The sequence below is a fragment of the Ligilactobacillus salivarius DSM 20555 = ATCC 11741 genome (assembly GCF_001435955.1).
Classification (GTDB): domain Bacteria; phylum Bacillota; class Bacilli; order Lactobacillales; family Lactobacillaceae; genus Ligilactobacillus; species Ligilactobacillus salivarius.
The window spans coordinates 14,257-39,892 of record NZ_AYYT01000001.1; the positions used below are offsets into that span (position 1 = coordinate 14,257).

Here is a 25,636-nt window from a genome sequence, read left to right on the forward strand (position 1 = left end):
TAGTATGAATTTTTTTAATTATTTATTTAAAAGTAGTCGTTCAATAATAAATATACTATTTACAATATTTATTGGTTTGACTTTCTATTTTACCCTAACTTCGAGTAATTTACTGCTAAATTCTCAAACAACAACTTGGGTAACAATGGTAATGCTACTAGGATTAGTGGGTATAATCATCATTATGATAACTGACAACTTTGTTAAAAGATTTGCGCGTTCTGTATACCAAAGTGGTTGGTTAGGTATGTTAGTTTTGGGAATATTATTATTAATTTGGCAGATATTCTTTATAGTTGCGACACATCCAGCGATAGGATTTGATGTTAACATGTTACATCAAGCTTGGATTAATCCTAATCAAGCAAAGGTTAGAGGATATTTCAGCCAAAATTATAATAACTTGCCAATTTTATTGCTTCAAAATTGGATATTAACTAAGTTTCACAGCACATCTTGGTTGGTTATAGATTCTGTGACGCTATTTTTAGTCAATTTATCTGCATTAATCAATATAGTCACAATGTATCTAGTTTCTAAAGACAAAGTAAGACTATTATGGTATTTACAAATTATTTTTCTAGCTTTCTTTCCCATGATTATTATTCCTTATACAGATACATGGGTGTTACCGTCTGTTTCCTTAATATTATTAGGATTTGTAGGTATGAGTAGCCATAGTTTCAATTTAATTTATAGAATATTATTTTCAGTAATGGCCGGAGTAGCTACAGTTATTACTTACTACATCAAGCCTTCAGGTATTATTCCAGCTATTGCTTTTATAATAGTAGGCATAGTTTATTTGTGTAATAAACCAGATAAAAAAAGCTTATTAAGAGCATTTTGTTTGCTAGTATTTCTATTTGGAAGTGGAGCTACTACATTTGTTTTAGGACAAAATATTATTTCTAATCAAAAGTATGTATCCATTGATAAAAGTTTGGAAATTCCTTCAATTCATTTTGTAAATATGGGAATGTCAGGGACAACCGGTGCATATAATCCACATGATGCACTAATGATGGCTAAACTTCCAAAGAAACAAGATAAAATTGCATATTCTAAGAAAATGATACGTAAGAGATTAAAACAACGTGGACTTTTGGGATACATTTCCTTTTTAATTAGGAAACAGGGATACAATACAGCTGATGGAACATTTGGTTGGCTAGGTGAAGGTACGTTTATCTTTACTAAAACACCGGCATCTAATTGGAAATGGTGGGCTCAAACTTTTACCTATCCTGCTGGGAAAAATGTATCTGTATTTCGTTTCATAAATCAATTAATCTGGATTTCCTTGATAGGAATTTTATTTTTCGGATGGAAATATCACGATCTTGTTAGTGATGGATTACGTCTTTCTCTTATTGGGGGATTTCTATTTCTCTTAATTTTTGAAGGTGGGAGAAGTCGTTATTTAATACAATTTTTACCTAATATCATGATTTTGATTCCGATTGTATGGCAAACTAGCAAAGAAACTATTGCCAAAATATTACTAGCTACAGGATTAAAGAAGATGGAGGTGTCGCAAAATGCTTAATGGACCAATAATTATTGGCATAATTTTATGGCTATATCTTCTATCTGTACTTAATCGTGCAAATTTAATTGGATTTCACTTTTGGGTGGGAAGTGTAGGACTATTTGCGATTATGGCTTTTATTAGTCGAGCTTATTTCGTCTGGTTTTTATCAGCATGTATTACACAAGTAACTGGTTGGTGGGGGACTTTAACAGGTTTATATAGTAGTTCCTATATTAATAATTTAATCAGCATTCATAATTCTCATGGCTTAATTATGTTATTTGTAGATTACGAATGTTCTGGTATTATCGAAACTTTAGCTTATCTAAGTTTATTGTGGTTCTATCCTATGTATCAGAAGATGGAAAAAATAAGGTTAACTTTCATTGGAATAGCTTGGATTTTCATGTCTAATGTTTTCCGTTTATCATTGATTTCAACAATTATTTATTATACCGGAAGTGGTGCATTTTTCTGGGTCCACTCAATTTTAGGAAGAATTATTTTCTATGTTCTTGTAATTATTCTTTACTATAATGTATTTACTCGCTCCCAACTTGAAGAAAAAGGAACGGCTAGATTTAATTATGGGGGTCGAAATTAATGTTTAATCAAGTAGTAATTCAAATGGGATTTTGGACAGCCTGGCTAGTGATACCGGCAATATTCGAATTATCACCAGCAATTGTTGCTTTTTTTAGAAATCATTTCAGTAAAATTTCCTCAAAGCAAGAATACCATCCTGGAAGAATGCCACAATTAACAGTTATTGTACCTATATATAATTCTGGGGACACCTTATATGATTGTTTAAAATCTATTGCTGAATCAAATTATCCTAAGCATTTAATTAGTATTATTTGTGCAAATAATAAAAGTACAGATAATAGTTTTGAAGTATACAAACAAGCTCAAATGGATTTTAGAAATGTTCGTATGCAGTGGCTTGAAGCAAATCAAGGGAAAGCTAAGGCCTTAAATACTGCAATTTATGGCAGTACAGGGGATTATGTTTTTACCATTGATAGTGATGGTACTCTTTCCAAAGATGCATTACTTAATATGGCTGTTAACTTCAATAAACATCCAGAAGTTATGGCACAAACGGGGACAATCTTGAGTAATAATGAATTAATCAAAAATTCTAAAAAGCATCGTCTCCTTCGCCTAGAAGAATATTATGAATATGCAATCGCATTTTTAGCAGGGAGAACAGTAGAATCTAAAGATGATCAAATTTTTACAATGTCTGGAGCATTTTCAGCTTTTAGGCGTTCTGCTTTAATGCAATCACGCTTGTATAATGTAGAAACTGTTGGTGAAGATACAGATATGACCTTCCAAATACGTTATTATTTAAAGGGAAGAGTTATGTTATGTCCTAATGCTATTTTCTATGTTGAACCTATTTCAGACTGGGACGAGTTATACGTCCAACGTCAAAGATGGCAACGCGGAGAAATTGAAGTTATCCGTACTTTTTTGAGTGAAAAGCTTAATTTAAAAAGAATTTGGAGTAATTTCATTGTTCGAAGACTTTTAGTTGATCATACCGTAGCTTTTCTGAAAGTAATCTGGCTATTTGCAATCTTCGTTTTAATTCCATTTGGCTATTCACCAATTTTAATTGTAATGTCGCTATTGTTAATGTATCTGTTATACTTATTCATCGGCTTTTTAAATTTCACTAATGTTATGCATTATTTGAAATTTGATCCTATTGAAAGAAAATATTTCAGAAATCATTGGTGGGTAACGTTTATGATGCCTATTTACAACCTTATTGTTAGTTTCTTTAGAGTTATGGGCGTTATTAATACCATGCTAAAATCTGGAAAATGGCAAACAGATAATTTTAAATCTGAATATTTAGCCGCTAAAAAAGTTATTAAACAAGATCTAAAGAGAGGAAAGCGTACTAATGGGAAAAATTTATAGTTATCGACTAAAATTTTATTTAAATGCTACTCACGCTATGCGGTGGAGTGATCAAATCGGAGAAGAACATCCGCATACTTGGGAAATCATTTGCCAAGTTATGAAGAAAGAGCAAAATCATTTTATTAGATTTAATGACATTGAAGATCAAATTCAAAAGATTATTGAGCCATTACAAAATCAATTTTTGAATACACTTGCTCCATTTGATAAAACAAATCCTTCTCTAGAAAATTTAGGGGATTATTTCTTTGATGAAATAAATCTACAATTGCATGAAATTAATTGTTACTTACATCAATTAGAAATAGGTGAATCACCAACACGTTTTTATGTAGTAAATAATGAATAATATAGTAAAAAGGAACCTCCAATTTCGAGTTGAGATTGGAGGTTCCTTTTAATTTAATTGATTCTATTTATTATGTTTTTTAGCTTGTTCAGCTGCAAAGCGTTTATTACCTAAATGTAATTCAACTAATGTCCAAATTAGTAAAGCAATAATAAGCACAATTAATATGTAAGCTACTGTGTGTGCTAAGCCAACTTTGTCAGCTGGGAAGAAAGGTTCAAGGTTTTGTGGCAAACCAATCATATTTAAGTAAGTTAGAGAAATAACTGAAATCCAACCAAGGATATTGATCCATAATCTATTCTTAAATCTTTCACCCATTTCAACTTTACTACCGGTCATAATAACAAGAGGTAACATTGAGAATGGAAGGGCAAAGGCTAAGAATACTTGTGAGTTGTTCATTAAATTATTTAATGCTTCATGTTCTTCAATTGTACTCTTACCACTAGTTAAGGCTACACAGATAAGTACTGGGATTACAGATAATAAACGAGTAATTAATCTTCTAGCCCAAAGTGGCATTCTCAAATGGATAAATCCTTCCATAATAACTTGTCCAGTTAAAGTACCAGTAATAGTGGAGTTTTGACCTGAAGCTAATAAGGCAACTGCGAATAAAGTAGATAAAATACCAGTTCTAGCAGCAGCAGCTAAAAGGCCATTACTCATAACGCTTGTATCGGATAATGCTTGATATAATCCAAAGAATGAAGGATCTTCAACAGCACCAGATTTGAAAACAGCAACCCCCATGATAAGAAGAAGGGAATTTACAACAAAAGCTAAACCTAATTGAATGTTGGAATCCCAAGCTGTAAAACGAACAGCGTTAGCAATGTCATCTTCATTATTACGATCAAACTTACGTGTTTGAGAAATTGCAGAGTGAAGATATAAGTTATGAGGCATAACTGTTGCTCCGATAATACCTAAAGCACCATTTAATGGAGACATGTCATGTACAACTGGATGTTTAGCAAAAGTTTCAGATGTTGGAATTAATCCTTTAAATACGCCACCCCAGTCAGGATTTGATAAAGCAACTTGATAAACAAAAACAAAAAGAATAACAAAAATCAAACAAACAACAATAGCTTCGATTTTTCTAAATCCGACTTTAGTAAGTAATAAAAGGAGTAATACGTCAAAAACAGTAATAAATACGGCAATAATTAACGGAATATCAAATAATAAATACAAGGCAATTGCCGCACCGATAACTTCAGCAATATCAGTAGCCATGATAGCCAACTCAGTTAAAATCCAAAGTACAATACCTAATGCTTTACTAGTTCTAGCACGAATAGCTTGGGCCAAGTCCATTTGGCTTACAATACCCAGTTTAGCAGCCATATATTGTAACAACATGGCAATTAAACTTGATAGTAAGATAACAGACATCAATAGATATTGAAAGTTTTGACCACCAGTAATAGATGTTGACCAGTTACCTGGATCCATATAACCTACAGCGACTAAGGCACCAGGTCCGGAATATGCAAATAAAGTTTTCCAGAAACCCTTGCCTTTAGGAATTTCTACGGTACCATTGACTTCTTCAAGTGATTTACCGTTAGCATATTGAATCATCTTATGCTTTTTATGATTATTTTCATTGTTTACCACAGTGAAAAACCACCTTTCTTTTCATTACAATGGTAGTATACACCATTTTTTTACACTTTAAAAGATATTTTTAGGTCTACCTTAACTTTTATTATTGTAAATGGAATTTACTAATTTTCATTTTAGTTGGGAAATTTTAAAATTTAGCGTATTATATTAATACGAGGGGTGATTTTTAGATGGTAGAATTACGATTATTGGATTTCTTTTCAATCGATCAACCCAGGAGACAGGCAGTATTACGCCAGATTCTTAAAAATAAAGTAACAAGTTCTTCAATATACTGGGGATTGAGATATAATTATTTATCCTATCTAAATGTTTTTCCTGAATTAGATGAAAAAAACTATGATCGAGCAATTGCACAGTTAATAGAAGAAAATTATCTAAGTAAAAAAGATAACAAATTACTTTTAACCATTAAAGGACAACATGCTTTAGATGAATTTAAGCAACAACACTATTTTATTGATAAGCCGCAATTGTTTAATAAATATGATTTGAAACTATGGAAAGAAATTCTACGACTTATGATACAAGTTTTATCAGAATTAAGTTTTGAAAATCGCCGATATTATGTAGTATCTCAGAATTTAAAGGCTCAATTTTACATTAAAAAGTGGCTCTACCAAGAAAAAAAGAAAGTATTAATACCACAATTTAAAGAATACTTATTAGATTTTTTGGAATCTCAACCTAAAGATAAAAGTGATATTTTCATGAATTCCTTTGTTGGACATGGATTACCAGGATATACTATTGAACAATTAAGTGAATTTACAGGGCTAGCAACTGCTGATATTCAAATTGTCATCGCTGATCTATCCTTAAAATTCGCTGACTACCTTAATCAAAAAGGTGGTAATTTTTCAAAAATTGTCAATCTGGTAGCAAGGTCTCAGGGATTGCCGACTAGTGTAGAGGAGACTTACACTCTATTACAAAAGGGCTTTACTGTAGAAAAAATAAAGCAAATAAGACGACTTAAGGAAAGTACTATACAAGAACATTTAATCATTGCCTCAATCTTGTCGCATAATTTTGATTATCATCAAGTACTTACCTCTGAAGACTATCGTATTTTACAAAACATATATTCTGATGATGATCTTGATGATTGGAAATATCAGGATTTAGAATTGTCAGGGCACCAAATGCCTTTTTATAAATTTCGTATATATCAAGTGCAACGGAGCAAATTAAATAATGATAGAACATGATTTAAAATTTTATTTAAAGAAATATTTTGGATATTCTTCCTTTAAAGAAGGACAAGAAGAAGTTATTAAAGCTTTAATTGATCAAAAAGATGCAGTTGCCATTTTACCTACTGGAACTGGTAAATCAATGTGTTATCAATTAACAGGGAAACTTCTTGATGGAACAGTTATAATTGTTTCACCGTTACTTTCATTAATCCAAGATCAAGTAGAGCAATTACGATTTCAAGGTGAACGTAGAGTCTTAGCTTTAACTTCTAATTTAACCTATTCTGAAAAAAATTACGCTTTACAGAATTTGCATACATATAAGTACATTTATTTGGCTCCAGAAATGCTTCAAAATAATGAAGTACTAGCAAGATTACAACAACAAAAGATCAGTTTGTTTGTAGTTGACGAAGCTCACTGTATTTCACAATGGGGGCCAGACTTTAGGCCAGATTATTTAGAGTTAGGTAAGATACGTGAAAAATTAGGTAATCCACTGACATTAGCTTTAACAGCAACAGCATCGCAACAAACAATTAATGCAATCATGTCAGGACTAGAGTTGGATCAATCAGCAACTAAAGTTGTTCGAAAGTCTGTAGATAGGGAAAATATTTTTTTAAGTGCTTTTAAATTTAATAATGAACAAGATAAGTTAGAGAAGTTATTTGATTTATTAAATACGATAAAAGGTCCAGGATTGATCTATTTTTCTAGTAAAAAGAAAGCCAATGAGATAACTGAAAAGATAAAAGCGAAAACTTCATTAAAAGTAGCAGCATATCATGCTGATTTAGATATGAATGATAGATTCATTATTCAACATCAATTTTTGGATAATAAGTTAGATTTGATTTGTGCAACTAGTGCTTTTGGGATGGGGATAAATAAGGAAAATATCAGATATGTTATTCATTATCACTTGCCAGGAGAACTAGAATCGTATATTCAAGAAATTGGTAGAGCAGGACGAGATGGTAAACAAAGTATAGCTATTTTGCTCTATCAAAAAGGAGACGAAGGGATTCAACAACAATTATCCCTTAATAATATTCCAGATAATCAAATGATAGATTATTACATAAATAATAAACAGCAATTTGCTGAAACAGATAATGAAAGCATCCAATTACTTAATAAAATAAGTAACTTATATTCATCTAAAGAAGAATTACAATCTTTTTTCTTGCAAAGGAAACGACAAAAATTTAATTCATTGCAGCAAATGCTACAGTATGTTGATACTAATAAATGTAGAAGGCAGTATATTTTAGATTATTTTGAAGATAATAAAAAAATTGACCATCATGAATTATGTTGCCAAAAACTAAATGATGATTTACCATTAAAAGAACTAGGGTTAATTTTTGATGAAAATGAACAAAAATCTCTAAAGATTGAAGAATTTTATAAAATAATTGATGAAATTTTTAGAACTTAAAGCATTTTTATTGATAAGTTATGGTAAAATGATTGTTGGTATATGTGAGGAGGCGGGATGAATGAATAATAAAAATGATGAAAAACCTTGGGAAAAGACATTTGAAGAAGATCGTGATGAACAGGGTAACTATTCACGAACAGCAAATCGTAGAAATGCCAAAAATAATACAATGTTAACAACGTCACTTCTAATCATTTTTATAGTGATAATTGTTGGAACAATTGCATTGTATTTTATATCACAGAAATCTGAATCTAAGCCTGCTAGTAGCTCTCAAATTAATACAGTGGTTACAAGTAAAAAGGCTAGTGTGAAAGAAAAAACTGCTACTAGTAAGAAAAAGAAAAGTAATACCAAAGATAAATCATCTGTTAAAAGCGTAGATGCAACTGAAGATACAACTACTACTGATAGTCAAGAAGGTACTGTTAGTGAATCTAGTAGTTCTTCTAGCTCTAGCAATAGCGAAGCTAAATACGTAACAGTTTCTTCTGGACAAGGAATTTATCGAGTAGCTGTTAATAATGGTCTAACTGTTGATCAATTATTACAATTAAATCCAGGCATGGGTTCAAATTTAAACCCTGGACAACAAGTACGTGTTAAATAATAAAAAGAACAAATATTGGAGTTGGAATTAAGTGGTTAAGAAACTACAAATAGCAATTGATGGGCCTGCCTCTGCTGGTAAGAGTACTGTAGCTAAATTAGTAGCTAAGAAATTAGGATATATTTATTGTGATACTGGAGCTATGTATCGTGCTGTGACTTATGCTGCATTAAAAGCAAATATTTCATTAGATGATGACGAAGCTTTAAAGAATTTATTACAAGATTTCAAATTGGAATTTGTACCAGCTGAACCTGAACAAAAAGTCTTTGTTAATGGAGAAGAAGTTACACAAATTATTCGTACTCCAGACATTACTAATAATGTATCATTAGTTTCGGCACAACCAAGCGTTAGACAAGATTTGACACATCGCCAACAAGAAATTGCCGATAACGGCGGTATTGTTATGGACGGTCGTGATATTGGTACAACAGTATTACCAAATGCTGAAGTAAAAATCTTCTTAGTTGCTAGTGTTGAACAAAGAGCATTAAGAAGATATAAAGAAAACATCGCTAAAGGTATTGATACACCGTTAGAAGTGCTTGAAAAAGAAATTGCTGAAAGAGATTATAAGGATTCTCATCGCAAGATTTCTCCATTAGTTCAAGCTAAAGATGCTGTTAAGGTTGACACAACACCATTAACAATTGATGAAGTTGTTAATGAAATTATGAATATTATTGAAGAACGTAATCATTAATAATGTAAAAATAAAAGTCAAAGAATACCAATTTTGATATTCTTTGACTTTTTAGTTTTGATTAAAATATGTATCTAATCCTTGTTTAATATCATCAGCAACACTATCTTGATAACTAGTAGAAGTAATTCTTTCGAAATCTCTATCTGAATTAATATATCCCATTTCAAGTAAAACTGCTGGTACAGTATTTTCACGAATTACAAGAAAATCACCAAATTCAACCCCACGATTTTCTAATTTTAAGTATTTTAACTTACTGTTGATGTCTTGTGCTAATCTTAAAGATGTCTTCTTATGGTAATAGTAAGTGGTATATCCTGACCCCATGTTATTTTCAGGTGCAGAGTCAAAATGAATACTAATAAAAGCATCCGCATGTAGATTTTCTGCTAGTTGTGGTCGACTATTTAAACTCACAAAGCTATCATCATCTCGAGTCATATAGACCATCGCTCCAGCCTTTCTCAATCTTTCTGCTAATTTTTTAGCATAGATAAGCGTATATGTCTTTTCATTTTTATTTGTACGAGATAGGGCACCCGAATCAGAGCCACCATGTCCAGCATCGATTACGATAGTAGCATCTGATAAACTAGTAATTTTATTTTGTTGTCGAAAGTTCCAATCTTGAATCCAACCAACTTCTCCCTCTGAAGTTTTGACCTTTTTCCAATGATATTTAGTTGAAAGAACTGTAACACGATCGCCCATATTTAAAGTACCTAGGTTTTTGCTAGACGTGTTATAAGATTGATATATAATTGCTTTATTAATCAACGGTACCTGACGAATATAGTGAACAGTTCTGAATGTTAATATTGAAAATAGGATAATAATTATAAGGTATAGGATTTTTAAATCTATTCGAGATAATAGAATTTTTTTATAATCTTTCATAGTTCATTAACTCCCATAAAGTTTCGTATGTTAGTAATTATACGATAAGATTGGACAATGATAAATTACAGATTAGTTAAAAATAATAAATACATAGTCTATCTTTAGTAAAATTTTATAAGAATAAATATCTAGCCCTAATCTTTAATGTATGCTATATTAACGATATATATGTTTTTTATAAGGGGGATTTGGCTTGGCTGAATCACAAGTTGTAGAAAAAGATTTTTATCTTAAAAATGCCAATATTGCACCTGCTTTATTTGGGATAAATGATAGCTATTTAAAACTCCTTGAAGAAAGTAAAAATGTAACCATTAACCCGTTTGGTGATTATATAAAAATTTCTGGTAATCAAGAAGATGTTATTGAAACTCAAGAAATATTAAGTGAGCTAGTGAAATTATTAAATCAAGGGATAAATCTAAGTGAAGCTGATATTGTTTCTGCAGTAAAAATGGCTGAAAAAGGAACATTAGAATATTTCCAAGATTTATATAGTAATACACTATTGAAAGATCGTTCTGGACGACCTATTAGGGTAAAGAATTATAGTCAACGTCAGTATGTACAAATGATTAAAAATAATGATTTAACCTTTGGTATTGGACCAGCCGGAACTGGTAAAACTTACTTAGCTGTTGTAATGGCAGTAGCAGCATTAAAACGTCGTGAAGTAGATAGGTTAATTTTAACTAGACCAGCTGTGGAAGCAGGAGAATCACTCGGTTTCTTGCCTGGAGATTTAAAAGAAAAAGTTGATCCTTATCTTCGCCCAATATATGATGCGTTGAATTCAATTTTAGGTGCAGAACATGTTGAACGTCTTATAGAAAGAGGCGTTATTGAAATTGCACCCCTAGCTTACATGCGTGGTCGTACTTTAGATAAAGCATTTGTAATTTTAGACGAAGCTCAAAATACTACTAGAGCACAAATGAAAATGTTCTTAACACGTTTAGGTTTTGGTTCTAAAATGATTGTCAATGGTGATGCTTCTCAAATCGATTTACCAAAGGGACATAGTCAAAGTGGTTTAGTAGATGCAGAGAATCGCTTAAAAGGTTTACCACATATCGCTTTTGTTAATTTTGACGCTAATGACGTTGTTCGTCACCCAGTAGTGTCCGAAATTATCCGTGCATATGAAAACAATAATTAACTAAGGAAGGTATAAATGGATTTAGAAATTTTTGATGATACTAATAGTGTACCTGCTGAAAAAATTCAGTTGGTTAAGGATGTTTTAGAGTTTTCTGGAAAATATCTTGAACTTCCAGAAGATACAGAAATGTCTGTAACTCTTATGAATAATGAACAAATTCATGAGATAAATCTAAAATATCGTGGTGTAGATAAAGCAACAGACGTAATTAGTTTTGCAATCGAGGAAGATGATCCTGATGAACTTCCAATTATTTTACCAGACGATGTAGATTTTGAAGAGCCTAAAAACATCGGTGATATGATGATCTCAATGGATAAAGTGAAAGAACAAGCTGAATATTTAGATCATTCAGAAGATCGTGAACTTGGTTTCTTAACTGTCCATGGTTTCCTCCATTTAAATGGATATGATCATATGAAAGCTGAAGACGAAAAAGTTATGTTCAAATTACAGAGAGATATTTTAGATGCCTATGGTCTCAAAAGATAAAAAGAAATACGTAACTAAATGGAAGAATCGTCGTTTTATCAAATCACTAACTTATGCCATTAAAGGGGTTCAAACCGTCTTTAATGAAGAACGTAACTTCAGATTTGATGTTTTTGCTTTATGTATGGTTATTATTGGAGGCTTGTTTTTCAAAGTTTCAATTGTAGAGTGGTTGTGGTTACTACTTAGCGCCACTCTAGTTTTGACAGCAGAAATTATTAATTCTGCGATTGAAAATGTAGTAGATTTAGCTACTGATCTAAAACCCAATAAGTTAGCCAAAAAAGCTAAGGATATGGGAGCAGCAGCTGTTTTGATAATAGCTATTTTTGCGACTTTAGTAGCAGCTATGATCTTTCTACCGCGAATATATTTTTGGATATTAACATTTTGAAAGGACTTTTAATTAATGCAAAATAATTTTCATTCTGGCTTTGTAGCAATTTTAGGTAGACCTAATGTTGGTAAATCTACCTTTTTAAATCGAGTAGTTGGGCAAAAGATTGCAATTATGAGTGATAAAGCTCAAACAACTAGAAATAAAATTCAAGGAATCTATACAGAAGACGATGCACAAATCGTTTTCATTGATACACCTGGTATTCATAAGCCACACAGTCGTTTAGGTGATTTCATGGTAGAATCTGCATTATCCACTTTAAATGAAGTTGATGCGGTATTATTTATGGTAAATGCAACTCAAAAACGTGGTCGTGGTGATGATTTCATCATTGAACGTTTGAGGAATGTTAAAAAACCTATTTATTTAGTAATAAATAAGATTGATCAAATTCATCCAGATAAGTTATTACAGATAATGGATGATTATCGCAATACTTTGGACTATGCAGAAGTATTTCCTATTTCTGCTTTGGAAGGAAATAACTGTCCAGAATTAATTGAATCTTTGGTAAATACTTTGCCTGAAGGTCCACAGTACTATCCTGCTGATCAAATTACTGATCATCCTGAAAGATTTATCGCTGGTGAATTGATTCGTGAAAAAGTCTTAGAATTGACACGTGAAGAAGTACCTCACTCAGTAGCTGTTGTTGTAGATAGAATCCATCGCGAAGATGATGAGAAAGTTTTAGTTCAAGCTACAATTGTAGTAGAAAGAAACAGTCAAAAGGGTATTATCATCGGAAAAGGTGGCAAGATGCTTAAACAAATTGGTGTTAAAGCACGTAAAGATATTGAATTAATGCTTGGTGATAAAGTCTATTTAGAATTATGGGTTAAAGTACAACCCAACTGGAAAGATAGACAAGTAGATTTACAAGCACTTGGCTATAAACAAGATGATTATTAATAATTAACATAATAAAGCGTTGAAGAAAATCTTCTTCGCTTTTTTTGTAAGTAGGTGCATGAAAATATGATTTACAAGAATGTGGAATTTTCGGCAATTGTTACTAAAAGAAAAAATTATCGCGAACGGGATATGCTTGTTACCATGTTTACCGATAAGTATGGATTCAAAACTTTCTTTGTTAGAGGCGTTAGGAAGCGTGGATTTAAATTGGGAGCAGCAATTTTGCCATTTACTCATGGAACATATATAGGAAGTATTAATAGTGAAGGACTATCTTTTATAACAGCAACAAAGGGTATTGATCAATTTCAAAGTATTAACCAGGATATTATTTTAAATGCCTATGCAACTTATATTTTAGAACTTGTTAAAGCTGCTTTTGAAGATTCTATTGATGTAACCAACACTTTATGGTTTGAGAAAGTATTGAAAGCTTTAAGTTTAATCAATGATGGATTTGATGCTCAAATTATTACTAATATTATAGAAGTTCAATTATTAGGGAAATTTGGTGTGCAACCTAATTGGCGATCTTGCGTTATTTGCGGAGAGACTCAGAGCCAGTTTGATTATTCTGAAAGTTATGGTGGTATTCTATGCCGAAAACACTGGTATATGGATAAGAACAGGTTAAATTTAGATCAAAGGACAATGTATTATTTACGCAAATTTAGTATTGTAGATTTAAACTATCTTAACTCAATTAAAGTTAATGCAGATACTAAAAAAAGGTTAAAATTAACATTAAATGAGATTTATGATAACCAAGTAGGTATCTATGTAAAAGCACGAAGTTTCATTGATAAAATGACAAAAGTCGAGAATAATTTATTGAAAAAAGATTAAGTTAACAATTATTAATTGATTGTCAATATTATAAATACTATCCTATAAACATAATATAATTTTAAGAATTATAGTATTGTAATATTTCTGTAAAAGTTGTAATCTTATTAGTTGAAAAGACAAAAGTCAAAATTTGTCTTATCTTTAATTCTAGGGAGGTATGAGGGGAATGCGAGAGAGATTAGGAGAGCTGATGCAAAAAGATGCAGTTAAATTTGTAGGTAGAACCATCTTTTACTTTTTAATTTTAGCAGCATTAGTTTACCTATACAGTTATAGTGGTATCGATCAACCACACTTCATCTATAACGAATTTTAGTTAGGAGATATATTAATGAATATTATTAAAAAGATTGATAATTGGGGAACTACCTCTCCCAATAAAATCGCCTATGACTATCTAGGCACTACAAATACTTATGCTGATTTAAAAAATTATTCTGATAAATTAGCTACATATTTAAATCAGTTAAACTTAGATACTAAAAATCCAATTATGGTTTTTGGTGGACAAGACTTTAATATGATTGCTACATTTTTAGGAATTGTTAAAGCTGGTTATGCTTATATTCCTGTTGATACACATTCACCAGTAGAAAGACTAAATGTTATCAATGACATCGCCAAACCAGCTGCATGTATTGCTGTTGAAGAACTTCCTGAAGGTTTTAACGGTCTTGAAAGCTTACCTATTGTAGATCGAGCTAAGTTAGAAGATATCTTTTCAAATGGCGACGTAATAATAAATGAAGATAAATATGTTAGTGGAGATGATAATTTCTATATTATCTTCACATCTGGAACAACTGGTGTACCTAAGGGTGTACAAATTAGTCATGATAATTTGTTAAGTTTCTTAGATTGGATGGAAAAAGATTTTGGAATTAAAGAAGATGTAAATTGTATTTCTCAACCTCCATATTCCTTTGATTTATCAGTAATGGACTTATATCCAACTCTTACTAGAGGTGGAAAATTATCAGTCCTTCCTAAAGAAACAACCGATAATTTTAAAGAATTATTTGCTACTTTACCAAAGTTGCATGCTAATGAATGGGTTTCAACACCTTCTTTCATGGATCTATGCTTGTTAAATCCAGCATTTAATGAAGAAAATTTACCAGAACTAACACACTTTTTATTCTGTGGTGAAGAATTAACACATCAAACAGCACAAAATTTGCATACACGTTTCCCTAAGGGGCATATCTTTAATACTTATGGGCCAACTGAAACTACAGTCGCTGTTACACAAGTTGAGATAACAGAACAAGTTTTAAATGATTATCCACGTTTACCAATTGGTATAACAAAAGATGATACAAAAATTGTATTGCTAGATGATAACTTAAAAGAAGTTGCTGCAGGAGAAGCTGGAGAAATTGTTATTTTAGGACCAAGTGTATCTAAAGGATATATCAATAATCCTGAAAAAACTCAAGCAGCATTTATTGACTTCCAAGGTCAAAAAGCTTATCGCACTGGAGATTTAGGACAATTTGATGATAATGGTCAATTGTTATACAAGGGTCGTATTGATTTCCAAGTTAAGTTACATGGATTCCGTATCGAACTTGAAGATGTTGATCATCATCTCGATAGAGTTAGCTTGGTCTCTCAAGCAACAACTGTTCCAAAATACGATAAAAATCATAAAGTTCAACAATTGATTGCTTATGTCGTAGCTAAAGAAAATAATTTTGAAGATGAATTCAAATTAACTCAAGCAATCAAAAAAGAATTAAATGAAACAATGATGAGCTATATGATGCCTCAAAGATTTATCTATGTAGATTCATTGCCATTAACAAATAATGGTAAAATCGATCGTAAGTCTTTAATGAAAGAGGTCAATAAATAATGTTAAATTTGCAACCATATCAAAATCCAACTTATTTTGGTTACTTAGCAGTTGCTTTATTACCAATAATGATAGGCATATTATATGGTCGTCGCTTTAGATGGTATGAAACTCTGGTAACACTTGCTTTTCTAGTATTAACCTTTGGCGGTGATAAATGGTGGCAAGGGTTAATGTTGATCTGTTACATCATTTATGAAATGATACTAACTTTTGGTTATTTCAATTATCGAAAAAAGAAAAATAGTGGTGTTATCTTTGTTTTAGCAGTTATTTTATCTATTTTGCCATTAGTTATTGTAAAAATAACACCTGCAATAGATGCAGGTAAGGAATCGATCATTGGATTTTTAGGTATTAGTTACTTAACCTTTAAAACTGTTGGTATGATTATGGAAATCAGAGATGGAATTATCAAAGAATTAGGGTTATGGGAAACATTGCATTTTCTTTTATTTTTCCCAACAATCTCTTCAGGTCCTATTGATCGTTTTAGAAGATTTAAAAAGGATTACGATGCCGTTCCAGAAAGAGATAAATACCTATCACTTTTAGAAAAAGGTGTGCATTATATCTTTTTAGGATTCCTATATAAATTCTTGTTAGCTTATTTCTGGGGATCATACTTATTACCAATAGTAAGAATTCACGCTTTAGGACATGGTGGCATTTCTTGGTGGTTAGTTGCTTATACTTATGTATATTCCATGGACTTATTCTTTGACTTTGCAGGATACAGTTTATTTGCAGTTGGTACAAGTTACATCATGGGATACGAGACTCCAATGAACTTTAATCAACCATTTAAATCTAAGAATATTAAAGATTTCTGGAATAGATGGCATATGACTTTATCATTTTGGTTCCGTGATTACATTTATATGAGACTAGTTTTCTTCATGATGAAGAATAAACTTGTTAAAAGTAGAATAGCAATGGCTAACATTGGCTACTTAACTTTATTCTTAATTATGGGATTCTGGCATGGTGTAACTTGGTACTATATTGTTTATGGTATTTTCCATGCGTGTGCAATCATTATTAATGATGCTTGGCTAAGATTTAAAAAGAAACATCGCAAGTTAATTCCAAGTAATAAATTCACTGAATACTTTGCAACGTTCTTAACATTCAATGTTGTTTGTTTTAGTTTCTTGATTTTCTCAGGATTTTTAAATGAACTATTTTTTATGAATAAATAATTTGAAAGAGGTTTTTAAAAATGAAAGATACAGTTTTAGATATTTTAGAAGACTTAACAGGTAGTAACGAAGTAAAGAAAGACTTAGATGTAAACTTGTTTGAAACAGGTTTATTAGATTCAATGGCAACTGTTCAATTGTTGTTAGAATTGCAAACACAATTAGGTGTTGATGTACCTGTTTCTGAATTTGAACGTAGCGAATGGGATACACCTAATAAAATTATTGCAAAGGTTGAAAATAACTAATCATGAAGAAAAAACTATTTCTAATATTTGGACCACTAGTATTAGCAGCAGTCTTATTGGCAGTAGTTTTAGTAACACCATTTAACTTTACCAAACCAGATTCTGAAGAAATTCATGAAGCTTCTTTGTCACAATCAAATAATATTTTCAAAGGAACTGCTGTAAAAAAAGCAGCCTTTGAACAAAATTATGTACCTTTTATGGGTTCTTCAGAGTTATCCCGTATGGATGCCTTCCATCCAGCATCAATGGCTTTGAGATATCATCGAGATTATCAACCATTTTTACTGGGAGCAGCTGGTTCACAATCATTAACACAATTCTGGGGAATGCAAGGTGTTAATAATGAATTAAAAAATAAAAAAGTTGTTTTCATTATTTCTCCACAATGGTTTGTTAAGCAAGGAATAAATCCTGCTGCTTTCTCTATGTACTATTCAAATTTAGAAGCTGTTACTTGGTTAAGACAAGCAAATAATTCTAAAATGGATAGATATGCTGCGCAAAGATTGTTAAAAATACAAAAAAATCATTCAGATTCTTTTTTGAAAGATTGTATTGAACAAATTGCTAATGGTAAAAAACTTTCAGCTACTCAAAAAACTTATCTTGATTTGAAATATAATCAGTTAACTCATGAAGATCAATTTTTCTCAACTCTTTCTTTAAAAAATAGGGTTAAGAAAATTAAGAAAGCTAGTAAGAAACTACCAGCTAAAGAAGACAACGCAGAGCTTGAATCTTTAGCAACTAAGTTAGGTGAGAAAGCAACTACTAACAATGATTTTGGTATTTCTAATAAGTTTTGGAATCGAGAGCTAAAAGATAAGTATAAACGTTTAAAGGGTGAACAAAGTAACTTTGACTACGTATCTTCACCAGAATTTGGAGATTTCCAATTGGTATTGAACCAATTCGCTGAAAATAATAATGATGTTCTCTTTATAATCCCACCAGTTAATGAAAAATGGTCTAACTATACAGGATTATCAAAGAGTATGCTTCGTCAATTTGATAAGAAAGTTACTTACCAATTACGTGAACAAGGATTTAATAATATCCTTGATTTAAGTAATGATGGCGGCAAGCCATACTTTATGCAAGATACTATCCACTTAGGTTGGCATGGTTGGTTAACCGTGGATAAATCAGTTAAACCATTTTTAGATGGCAAAGATAAAGTTAATAAGAATAATAATTACAAAATTAATAACTATTTCTACAGTGATCAATGGCAAAAAGCTGAAGGTCAAGAATTAAACAATATTATTAAATAATAAAAATTGGAGGACTTGAATAAACTATTTCAAGTTCTCTATTTTTTATTGTAAAATATTATTGAAAGGTGGTATTTACTATGAAGAAACCTAAAGTAGCATTTATATGTGTTCATAATTCTTGTCGTAGTCAAATAGCAGAAGCTTTAGGTAAATATCTCGCTGCAGATGTTTTTGAAAGTTTTTCTGCTGGAACTGAGACAGTACCTCAAATTAACCAGGATGCAGTTCGTTTAATAAAGGAAATATATCAAATTAATATGGAAGAAACACAGTCTTCCAAGTTATTATCTGAACTACCACAAGTAGATATAATAATTACAATGGGCTGCAATGTTAATTGTCCCGTAATACCATGCAAATACAGGGAAGATTGGGGACTAGATGATCCTACTGGTAAAGAGGATGCTGAATTTCTAAAAACAATCCACCTTATCCATGATAATATACTTAATTTATCAGAAAGAATTTCCAAAAATGAATTTTTTAGTTAAATAATAACAGATTGTATATACTCAATGTGTGAAATTTTTACAAAGATATAACTGATATTAATTAATAATCTAATGTATCAATTTTGTTTTAAAATTATTAAATTTTATATTTTTCAAATTACAAGATAGTGATATAATAATAAGTAAAGATGTTTTGGGGTAACAAAACGTCACAAATCGTGTATTTTGACTGGAATTTACTATTAATTTAAGTTAAAATAACATGTATAGTTATAGTCGTTAAGGAGGACATTGTCCATGAGTGAAACAGAAGCAAACTTATTAGAAGAAGCTTTGAACAGCGTTAAAGAAGTTAAAGTTGGAGACGTTGTTAAAGGTGAAGTATTAACAATTGATGAATCTAACCAAGTTATCGTTGGTATCGAAAACACTGGTGTAGAAGGTGTTGTACCTGTACGTGAATTAAGCGTAAATGCTGATAAAGTTGCTGACACATACAAAGCTGGTGACATGTTAGATTTAGTTGTTATTGCTCGCATTGGGTCAGATAAAGAAGGTGGAAGCTACTTATTGTCTCAACGTCGTTTAGAAGCACGTAGAGTGTGGAACGAAATTGAAGATAAGTTCAAAGCTGGCGAAACTATCAAGGCTCCTGTTACACAAGTTGTAAAGGGTGGTTTAGTTGTTGATGCTGGTGTTCGTGGTTTTGTACCTGCATCAATGGTATCTGACCACTTTGTTGAAGATTTAAACCAATTCAAAGGTCAAGAACTTGAACTTAAGATTGTTGAAATCGAACCAAGTGATAACCGCTTAATCTTATCTCGTAAAGAATTAGTACAAGCTGAACGTGAAGCTAAGCGTCAAGCTGTTATGGAAAAACTTGTTGCTGGTGACGTAGTTGAAGGTAAGGTAGCTCGTTTAACAAACTTTGGTGCATTTATTGACCTTGGTGGTGTTGATGGTTTAGTTCACGTTTCTGAAATTTCTTACGAACGTGTAAACAAACCTGCTGATGCATTGAAAGTTGGACAAGAAGTTAAAGTTAAGGTTCTTTCTGTAGACGCAGAAAAAGGTAGAATTTCTCTATCTATCAAACAAACATTACCTGAACCATGGGAACAAGTTCCTGAACAAGTTGCTGAAGGTGATGTTCTTGAAGGTACAGTTAAGCGTCTTACAAGTTTCGGTGCATTTGTTGAAGTATTACCAGGTGTTGAAGGTTTAGTACACATTTCTCAAATCTCACACAAGCACATTGCTACACCTAACGAAGTATTAACTTCTGGCGAAAAAGTTCAAGTTAAAGTATTGAGCGTTGACGCAGCAGATCATCGTCTAGCTTTATCTATTAAAGCATTACAAGAAAAACCAGCAGTTGAAAAGAAAGAAGCAGCTCCTAAGAAGGAAGAAAAAGTAGAAATTCCTGAAGAAGATACAGGATTTACTTTGGGTGACATTGTTGGTGACCAATTAAAAGACGAACAATAATTTGTTAAAAATTAACTTTTAACTTAGAGAGTGGAATTACTTTCCGCTCTTTTTTAATGATTATAGAATATAGGAGGCGAATTAGATGGCAAATCCAGTAGTAGCAATTGTTGGTAGACCTAACGTTGGGAAATCAACAATTTTTAATCGATTAGCCGGGGAAAGAATTTCTATTGTTGAAGATACACCTGGTGTTACAAGAGATAGAATTTATGCTCGCACTGAATGGTTGGGACATCCTTTCAACTTAATTGATACAGGTGGTATCGATATTGGTGATGAACCATTTTTAACTCAAATTACTGAGCAAGCAGAAATCGCAATCGAAGAAGCTGATGTAATTATCTTTGTAGTTAGTGTTAAAGAAGGAGTTACAGATGCAGACGAAAAGGTTGCAAGGATTTTATATCGTACCGATAAACCAGTAGTTCTAGCCGTTAATAAGGTAGATAATCCTGAATTAAGAGCTGATATCTACGATTTTTACTCACTTGGTTTTGGTGAACCAATTCCAGTTGCTGGTACTCACGGTATTGGTACTGGTGATTTACTTGATAAAATTATTAAAGAATTTCCTAAAGATGCAACTAATGAAGAAGATGATTCCATTAAATTTAGTTTTATTGGACGTCCAAATGTTGGTAAATCTTCATTAGTTAATGCCATTTTAGGTGAAAATCGAGTTATTGTTTCAAACATTGAAGGTACAACTCGAGATGCAATTGACACTCGCTTTGAAACTGAAGATGGTACAAAGTATACTATGATTGATACAGCTGGTATTCGAAAGAAAGGTAAAGTTTACGAAAATACTGAAAAATATTCAGTTTTACGTGCTATGCGTGCTATTGATAGATCTGATGTGGTATGTGTGGTATTAAATGCTGAAGAAGGTATTCGTGAACAAGATAAACACGTAGCTGGATATGCTCATGAAGCTGGACGAGCAATTGTTATTGTTGTTAATAAATGGGATACTTTGAAGAAAGACAACAAAACAATGTCTGACTTTGAAAATCTTATTAGACAAGAATTCCAATACCTAAGTTATGCTCCAATTGTTTTTGTATCTGCTAAAACAAAGCAACGACTTGATAAACTTCCTGAGTTAATTAAGCGTGTAAATGATAATCATGAACAACGTATCTCATCTGCTGTCCTAAATGATGTTGTAATGGATGCAATTGCACATAATCCAACACCAACAGATAATGGTAAGAGATTAAGAATTTACTATGCAACTCAAGTAGCAATTAAGCCACCTACATTTGTAATTTTCGTAAATGATCCAGAATTAATGCATTTTTCATATGAACGATTCTTAGAAAATCAAATTCGTGAAGCTTTTGACTTTGAAGGTACTCCAATTCATATCATTGAACGCAGAAGAAAATAATTATTATTATACAAATAATTCGAAAACATTGATATCATAGGCTTTCTATGCTATCCTAGTAAAGGATACTAAATTACATTTTGTGATTTGAGTATGACATTCTCTGAGGAGGTGGAATACATGGCAAACAAAGCAGCATTGATTGAACGCGTTGCAGAAAAGACAGGTTTAACTAAGAAAGATGCAACAGTTGCTGTTGACGCAGTTTTTGAAACAATTCAAGACGCATTAGTTGACGGTGAAAAAGTACAATTAATCGGTTTTGGTAACTTCGAAGTACGTGAACGTGCAGCTCGTAAGGGTCGCAACCCACAAACAGGAGAAGAAATCGAAATTCCAGCAAGCAAAGTTCCTGCATTTAAGCCAGGTAAATCTTTGAAAGACGCTGTTAAATAAGATTAAATAAGAAACAGGTAATGATTTTTAACTCATTACCTGTTTTTTTATATAATATTTACTTTTTAGAATCATAATTATTATCCTTAATGCGCACAGTCACTTGACTTGGTTGATTTATACGAGTATTCCATACCAAAATTCCTAAAACGACACTAGTCATAAGTAATAATACAAAGCCTAATAAATTAAGTAGCATATTAATCATCCCTTTCTTGCTATAAGTATAGCATACATAAAAATTGTAAACAAAGTATAGTCAAAATTAAAAGAATTCCTAAAGAAATTAAATAAAAGTATTTCTTATTCTTGAATTAAAAACGTTATCAATGTTAGAGTAATATTATTCAAGGGTAAGGAGAGATTTATAATGATAAAAATTCGTCCATTAAATGAGTCTGATGAAGGTGATATAGCCCAGATATTGAATAAGACTTGGAATTTTGATGGCGAGAATGATGAACTACTAGAAAGTAGAATGTATTTTCTAGAATGTATGACTAATGCAAGTTACGCTCGTGTTGCTACAGTTGATGGAAAGGTTGCTGGAGTTCTTATAGCAGCAAATTTACAAGAAGAACATCGCAATTGGAACGTAATTATGCGTAGTATCTGGCTAAAAATGAAGCAATTTTTTATTTCTCAAGAAGAAGTTGCACAAAATTGGGAAGGTGAAGAGCAAATTTTACAAACACTTGAAGAAAAACTTCCCAAAGATTATGACGCTGAATTGAATTTATTTGTTGTCAGTCCAGAATTTCGTGGATATGGTATAGGTAGCAAGTTATATCGTCAGTTTGAAATATACTTGAAGAAGCAACATTTAAAATCCTTCTTTTTGCATACAGATACTGGTTGTGCATATAAATTTTATGAACATAAAGGATTAAAACGAAAAGCTATGAAGAAATCATCTTGTTTTTATGCAATAAAAGATCATAAGCCTGTGACTTTCTTCATCTATGGTAATGTATAATATATTTAAAAAGTTTTCTTTGATTAGAAAGCTTTTTTTATTTATTTATATCTATTTTTAGAGTAAAATTTAACTTAAGGAGGTATTAAAATATGCTTAAAATCACTAATCTTAATAAAAGTTTTGGTAGCAAAAATGTACTAAAAAACATTTCATTTTCTGCTCCTGCTGGTAAGATAACTGGATTTATTGGCAAAAACGGTTCAGGAAAAACGACAACCTTCCATTCTATTCTAAATTTTATAGATTACAGTGGTAATATTACTTTCAATAATAAACGTATTGATGAAAATAGTTATGCTAATATCGGATATTTACCGGAAGAACGTAGCCTAATTCCTAAATTAACGGTTTATTCCCAGGTTAAATATTTGGCAAATTTGAAGGGTATGTCTACTGCTGAAGTAAAATCTGAACTACCAAAATGGTTAGATAGACTTCAAGTAGTTGGTAAAATGAACGATAAAATTAAAAGTTTATCAAAAGGAAACCAACAAAAAATTCAGTTAATTGCAACATTAATACATAAACCCAAGCTAATTATTCTAGATGAACCATTCAGTGGCTTAGATCCAGTTAATACAGATTTGTTAAAGCAAGTAATTCTTGCTGAACAAGAGCGCGGAGCAACAATTATTTTTTCTGATCATTCTATGAATAACGTTGAAGAACTTTGCGATAACGTAATTATGATAAATAATGGCCTTAAAGTTCTAGATGGATCGATTCAAGATGTTAGAGAAAGTTTTGGATTAACGAGAATTTTCGTACGAACTCCAATGACTGAAACAGAATTAGCAAATCTACCACATGTTATTTCCGTAAATCTAACCAAAAATGGAAGTTATCGTTTAGTAATTGATGATGAACAAGCAGGAAAAGAATTGTATTCTTTATTAACTAAAGGTGAATACATTAGAACTTTCAATCAAGAAGCACCTACTTTAGATGAAATTTTTAAAATGAAAGTAGGTGAGACTATTGCATAAATTATTATTAGTAGCTAAAGAAACTTATATTCGTCAAGTTAAATCATGGTCGTTTTTATTCTTAGTATTGTCTCCATTCATTTTTATTGGTTTATCAGCAACTATTAGCTACTTTGGCGCAAAGATGACACCTGATGATCAAATTGCTATTGTTTCCACTGATAAAACGATACAGTCTCAATTAAAACATCATGACACGTTTACTTGGAAATATAAGTCAGTTGATGACGCTAAGAAAGCTATGAAAGATGACAAAATAGTTGGCTACGTTTATATTAAATCTGATAGCCAGAAAATTTCTGCCAATTACTACGGAAATGATGAAATGTCTTCTACTGATGAAGTTAAAATTAGGCAGATTCTTCAAAGTAAACAAGCTACTTTAAACATTATTAATGCTGGACTTGATAAGCAGCAACTTCAACAGCTAAGTATTCAGCCTCAATATAAGAAACACATAGCAAAAAAAGCAGTTGATAAAAAAACAGTTCAATCTATTTCATATATGATACTGAGTTTTTTAATGTACATAGTTATCCTTACTTATGCAGCAACTACAGCTCAAGAGATCGCTGCTGAGAAGGGAACCAAAATTATGGAAGTTATTTTTTCAAGTATGTCAGCAACTAAATACTTCTATGGTAAAATTTTAGGTATTTTAGGAGTTATTTTAACTCATATAGGAATTTACTTACTTGGTGGAATAGCTATCTACCCATTTATTATCAATTTAGACATGGTATCTAAGTTCAAAGATATGATTGGAGATATTTTATTAAATCTTGTTTCTGTCAATCTCATATATGTTGTTTTAGGAATTGTTATCTATACTATCTTAGCTGCATTCTTTGGTGCTTTAGTAGTTAGAGTTGAGGACACAAGTAAGGCAATTCAACCAATTACTATCCTAATCATCGCATCTTTCTTGAGTTCAATGGTATTTATTAATAATCCTTCAAGTATGATCGTAAAAGTATTATCTTATGTACCATTCCTATCATCATTCTTTATGCCAATTAGAGTAATTGATAATAGTGTATCTATTATAGAAATCAGCATTTCTTTAGCAATTCTATTTGCTACAACAGCTCTAATGACTAGTTATATTAGTAAAATATATTTTGGATTGATTCTTCAAAGTGATGATGTAGGAATCTGGAAGAATTTTAGACGGGGATTGAAATTTAAATAGTAAAAAAAAGA

Annotated in this window: 28 protein-coding genes; 25 read left to right on the forward strand and 3 right to left on the reverse strand. The window is 31.4% G+C overall.

Annotated features, from left to right (window positions below; translation table 11 throughout):
- Nucleotides 1-4 precede the first annotated feature (4 nt).
- The 4 genes from FC55_RS00070 to FC55_RS00085 are packed head-to-tail and all read left to right on the forward strand — an operon-like array spanning nt 5 to nt 3,824.
- A complete protein-coding gene (locus FC55_RS00070; RefSeq protein ID WP_003700271.1) occupies nt 5-1,549 on the forward strand; it encodes a TIGR03766 family XrtG-associated glycosyltransferase in 1,545 nt (514 codons plus the stop codon).
- Nucleotides 1,542-2,138 carry an exosortase family protein XrtG gene (xrtG, locus tag FC55_RS00075; protein WP_003700269.1) on the forward strand — a complete coding sequence of 199 codons (597 nt, stop codon included), beginning with the start codon at nt 1,542-1,544 and terminating at the stop codon, nt 2,136-2,138. The genes FC55_RS00070 and xrtG overlap by 8 nt, the downstream gene beginning before the upstream one ends.
- Nucleotides 2,138-3,472, forward strand: coding sequence for a TIGR03111 family XrtG-associated glycosyltransferase (locus tag FC55_RS00080; RefSeq protein WP_003700267.1), 1,335 nt, complete (start codon nt 2,138-2,140; stop codon nt 3,470-3,472). Before xrtG ends, FC55_RS00080 begins: the two co-directional genes overlap by 1 nt.
- On the forward strand, nt 3,456-3,824 hold the full coding sequence (locus FC55_RS00085) for a 6-carboxytetrahydropterin synthase (protein WP_003700266.1): 369 nt from the start codon (nt 3,456-3,458) through the stop codon (nt 3,822-3,824). The genes FC55_RS00080 and FC55_RS00085 overlap by 17 nt, the downstream gene beginning before the upstream one ends.
- A gap of 63 nt (nt 3,825-3,887) precedes the next feature.
- Here the strand turns inward: FC55_RS00085 and FC55_RS00090 are convergent, their stop codons facing one another.
- Entirely contained in the window at nt 3,888-5,453 is a 1,566-nt protein-coding gene (locus FC55_RS00090; protein ID WP_003700265.1) for an Nramp family divalent metal transporter, read from the reverse strand.
- Nucleotides 5,454-5,632: 179 nt separating this feature from the next.
- Between FC55_RS00090 and FC55_RS00095 the strand changes: the two genes are divergently transcribed.
- The 4 genes from FC55_RS00095 to cmk all read left to right on the forward strand — a co-directional run bounded on the left by FC55_RS00095 (nt 5,633) and on the right by cmk (nt 9,424).
- Nucleotides 5,633-6,673 (forward strand): helix-turn-helix domain-containing protein, encoded by a 1,041-nt coding sequence (locus tag FC55_RS00095; RefSeq protein ID WP_003700264.1) that lies wholly within the window; start codon nt 5,633-5,635, stop codon nt 6,671-6,673.
- Complete coding sequence (locus FC55_RS00100) at nt 6,660-8,105, forward strand: RecQ family ATP-dependent DNA helicase (RefSeq protein ID WP_003700263.1); 1,446 nt, start codon at nt 6,660-6,662, stop codon at nt 8,103-8,105. The genes FC55_RS00095 and FC55_RS00100 overlap by 14 nt, the downstream gene beginning before the upstream one ends.
- A gap of 61 nt (nt 8,106-8,166) precedes the next feature.
- Nucleotides 8,167-8,718, forward strand: coding sequence for an SAG1386/EF1546 family surface-associated protein (locus tag FC55_RS00105; RefSeq protein ID WP_003700261.1), 552 nt, complete (start codon nt 8,167-8,169; stop codon nt 8,716-8,718).
- A 31-nt stretch (nt 8,719-8,749) separates the two neighbouring features.
- Nucleotides 8,750-9,424 carry a (d)CMP kinase gene (gene cmk / locus FC55_RS00110; RefSeq protein ID WP_003700259.1) on the forward strand — a complete coding sequence of 225 codons (675 nt, stop codon included), beginning with the start codon at nt 8,750-8,752 and terminating at the stop codon, nt 9,422-9,424.
- Nucleotides 9,425-9,475: 51 nt separating this feature from the next.
- On the opposite strand, the gene FC55_RS00115 is transcribed toward cmk, so the two are convergent.
- Complete coding sequence (locus FC55_RS00115; protein ID WP_003700256.1) at nt 9,476-10,324, reverse strand: N-acetylmuramoyl-L-alanine amidase; 849 nt, start codon at nt 10,322-10,324, stop codon at nt 9,476-9,478.
- Between the two features lie 196 nt (nt 10,325-10,520).
- Between FC55_RS00115 and FC55_RS00120 the strand changes: the two genes are divergently transcribed.
- The 14 genes from FC55_RS00120 to FC55_RS00185 all read left to right on the forward strand — a co-directional run bounded on the left by FC55_RS00120 (nt 10,521) and on the right by FC55_RS00185 (nt 22,468).
- Nucleotides 10,521-11,486: a PhoH family protein gene (locus tag FC55_RS00120; RefSeq protein ID WP_003700255.1), complete on the forward strand. Its 966-nt coding sequence runs from the start codon at nt 10,521-10,523 to the stop codon at nt 11,484-11,486.
- Between the two features lie 15 nt (nt 11,487-11,501).
- Nucleotides 11,502-11,981, forward strand: coding sequence for an rRNA maturation RNase YbeY (gene ybeY / locus FC55_RS00125; protein ID WP_003700254.1), 480 nt, complete (start codon nt 11,502-11,504; stop codon nt 11,979-11,981).
- Entirely contained in the window at nt 11,959-12,375 is a 417-nt protein-coding gene (locus FC55_RS00130) for a diacylglycerol kinase (protein ID WP_003700252.1), read from the forward strand. The genes ybeY and FC55_RS00130 overlap by 23 nt, the downstream gene beginning before the upstream one ends.
- A 15-nt stretch (nt 12,376-12,390) precedes the next feature.
- Nucleotides 12,391-13,293, forward strand: coding sequence for a GTPase Era (era, locus tag FC55_RS00135; protein ID WP_003700251.1), 903 nt, complete (start codon nt 12,391-12,393; stop codon nt 13,291-13,293).
- Nucleotides 13,294-13,359: 66 nt separating this feature from the next.
- Entirely contained in the window at nt 13,360-14,142 is a 783-nt protein-coding gene (gene recO, locus FC55_RS00140; protein ID WP_003700249.1) for a DNA repair protein RecO, read from the forward strand.
- 169 nt (nt 14,143-14,311) lie between these two features.
- Nucleotides 14,312-14,461, forward strand: coding sequence for a teichoic acid D-Ala incorporation-associated protein DltX (locus tag FC55_RS00145; RefSeq protein ID WP_003706303.1), 150 nt, complete (start codon nt 14,312-14,314; stop codon nt 14,459-14,461).
- A 15-nt stretch (nt 14,462-14,476) separates the two neighbouring features.
- Nucleotides 14,477-16,003 (forward strand): D-alanine--poly(phosphoribitol) ligase subunit DltA, encoded by a 1,527-nt coding sequence (gene dltA, locus FC55_RS00150; RefSeq protein WP_003700246.1) that lies wholly within the window; start codon nt 14,477-14,479, stop codon nt 16,001-16,003.
- Complete coding sequence (gene dltB / locus FC55_RS00155) at nt 16,003-17,205, forward strand: D-alanyl-lipoteichoic acid biosynthesis protein DltB (protein WP_003700245.1); 1,203 nt, start codon at nt 16,003-16,005, stop codon at nt 17,203-17,205. The genes dltA and dltB overlap by 1 nt, the downstream gene beginning before the upstream one ends.
- A gap of 20 nt (nt 17,206-17,225) precedes the next feature.
- Complete coding sequence (gene dltC, locus FC55_RS00160) at nt 17,226-17,453, forward strand: D-alanine--poly(phosphoribitol) ligase subunit 2 (RefSeq protein ID WP_003700244.1); 228 nt, start codon at nt 17,226-17,228, stop codon at nt 17,451-17,453.
- 2 nt (nt 17,454-17,455) lie between these two features.
- Nucleotides 17,456-18,730 carry a D-alanyl-lipoteichoic acid biosynthesis protein DltD gene (dltD, locus tag FC55_RS00165; protein WP_003700243.1) on the forward strand — a complete coding sequence of 425 codons (1,275 nt, stop codon included), beginning with the start codon at nt 17,456-17,458 and terminating at the stop codon, nt 18,728-18,730.
- A gap of 80 nt (nt 18,731-18,810) precedes the next feature.
- Nucleotides 18,811-19,224, forward strand: a complete 414-nt coding sequence (locus FC55_RS00170) for an arsenate reductase ArsC (protein ID WP_003700242.1) — start codon at nt 18,811-18,813, stop codon at nt 19,222-19,224.
- Nucleotides 19,225-19,482: 258 nt separating this feature from the next.
- Nucleotides 19,483-20,676 (forward strand): 30S ribosomal protein S1, encoded by a 1,194-nt coding sequence (gene rpsA, locus FC55_RS00175; protein ID WP_003700241.1) that lies wholly within the window; start codon nt 19,483-19,485, stop codon nt 20,674-20,676.
- Nucleotides 20,677-20,761: 85 nt separating this feature from the next.
- Nucleotides 20,762-22,072: a ribosome biogenesis GTPase Der gene (gene der, locus FC55_RS00180; RefSeq protein ID WP_003700239.1), complete on the forward strand. Its 1,311-nt coding sequence runs from the start codon at nt 20,762-20,764 to the stop codon at nt 22,070-22,072.
- A gap of 120 nt (nt 22,073-22,192) precedes the next feature.
- Nucleotides 22,193-22,468 carry an HU family DNA-binding protein gene (locus FC55_RS00185; protein ID WP_003701976.1) on the forward strand — a complete coding sequence of 92 codons (276 nt, stop codon included), beginning with the start codon at nt 22,193-22,195 and terminating at the stop codon, nt 22,466-22,468.
- Nucleotides 22,469-22,526: 58 nt separating this feature from the next.
- Here the strand turns inward: FC55_RS00185 and FC55_RS10005 are convergent, their stop codons facing one another.
- On the reverse strand, nt 22,527-22,667 hold the full coding sequence (locus tag FC55_RS10005; RefSeq protein ID WP_003700236.1) for a hypothetical protein: 141 nt from the start codon (nt 22,665-22,667) through the stop codon (nt 22,527-22,529).
- A 171-nt stretch (nt 22,668-22,838) separates the two neighbouring features.
- Between FC55_RS10005 and FC55_RS00195 the strand changes: the two genes are divergently transcribed.
- The 3 genes from FC55_RS00195 to FC55_RS00205 all read left to right on the forward strand — a co-directional run bounded on the left by FC55_RS00195 (nt 22,839) and on the right by FC55_RS00205 (nt 25,625).
- Nucleotides 22,839-23,444 (forward strand): GNAT family N-acetyltransferase, encoded by a 606-nt coding sequence (locus tag FC55_RS00195; RefSeq protein ID WP_003700235.1) that lies wholly within the window; start codon nt 22,839-22,841, stop codon nt 23,442-23,444.
- Between the two features lie 92 nt (nt 23,445-23,536).
- Nucleotides 23,537-24,433 (forward strand): ABC transporter ATP-binding protein, encoded by an 897-nt coding sequence (locus tag FC55_RS00200; protein ID WP_003700234.1) that lies wholly within the window; start codon nt 23,537-23,539, stop codon nt 24,431-24,433.
- Nucleotides 24,417-25,625: an ABC transporter permease gene (locus FC55_RS00205; protein ID WP_003700233.1), complete on the forward strand. Its 1,209-nt coding sequence runs from the start codon at nt 24,417-24,419 to the stop codon at nt 25,623-25,625. The genes FC55_RS00200 and FC55_RS00205 overlap by 17 nt, the downstream gene beginning before the upstream one ends.
- Nucleotides 25,626-25,636 lie beyond the last annotated feature (11 nt).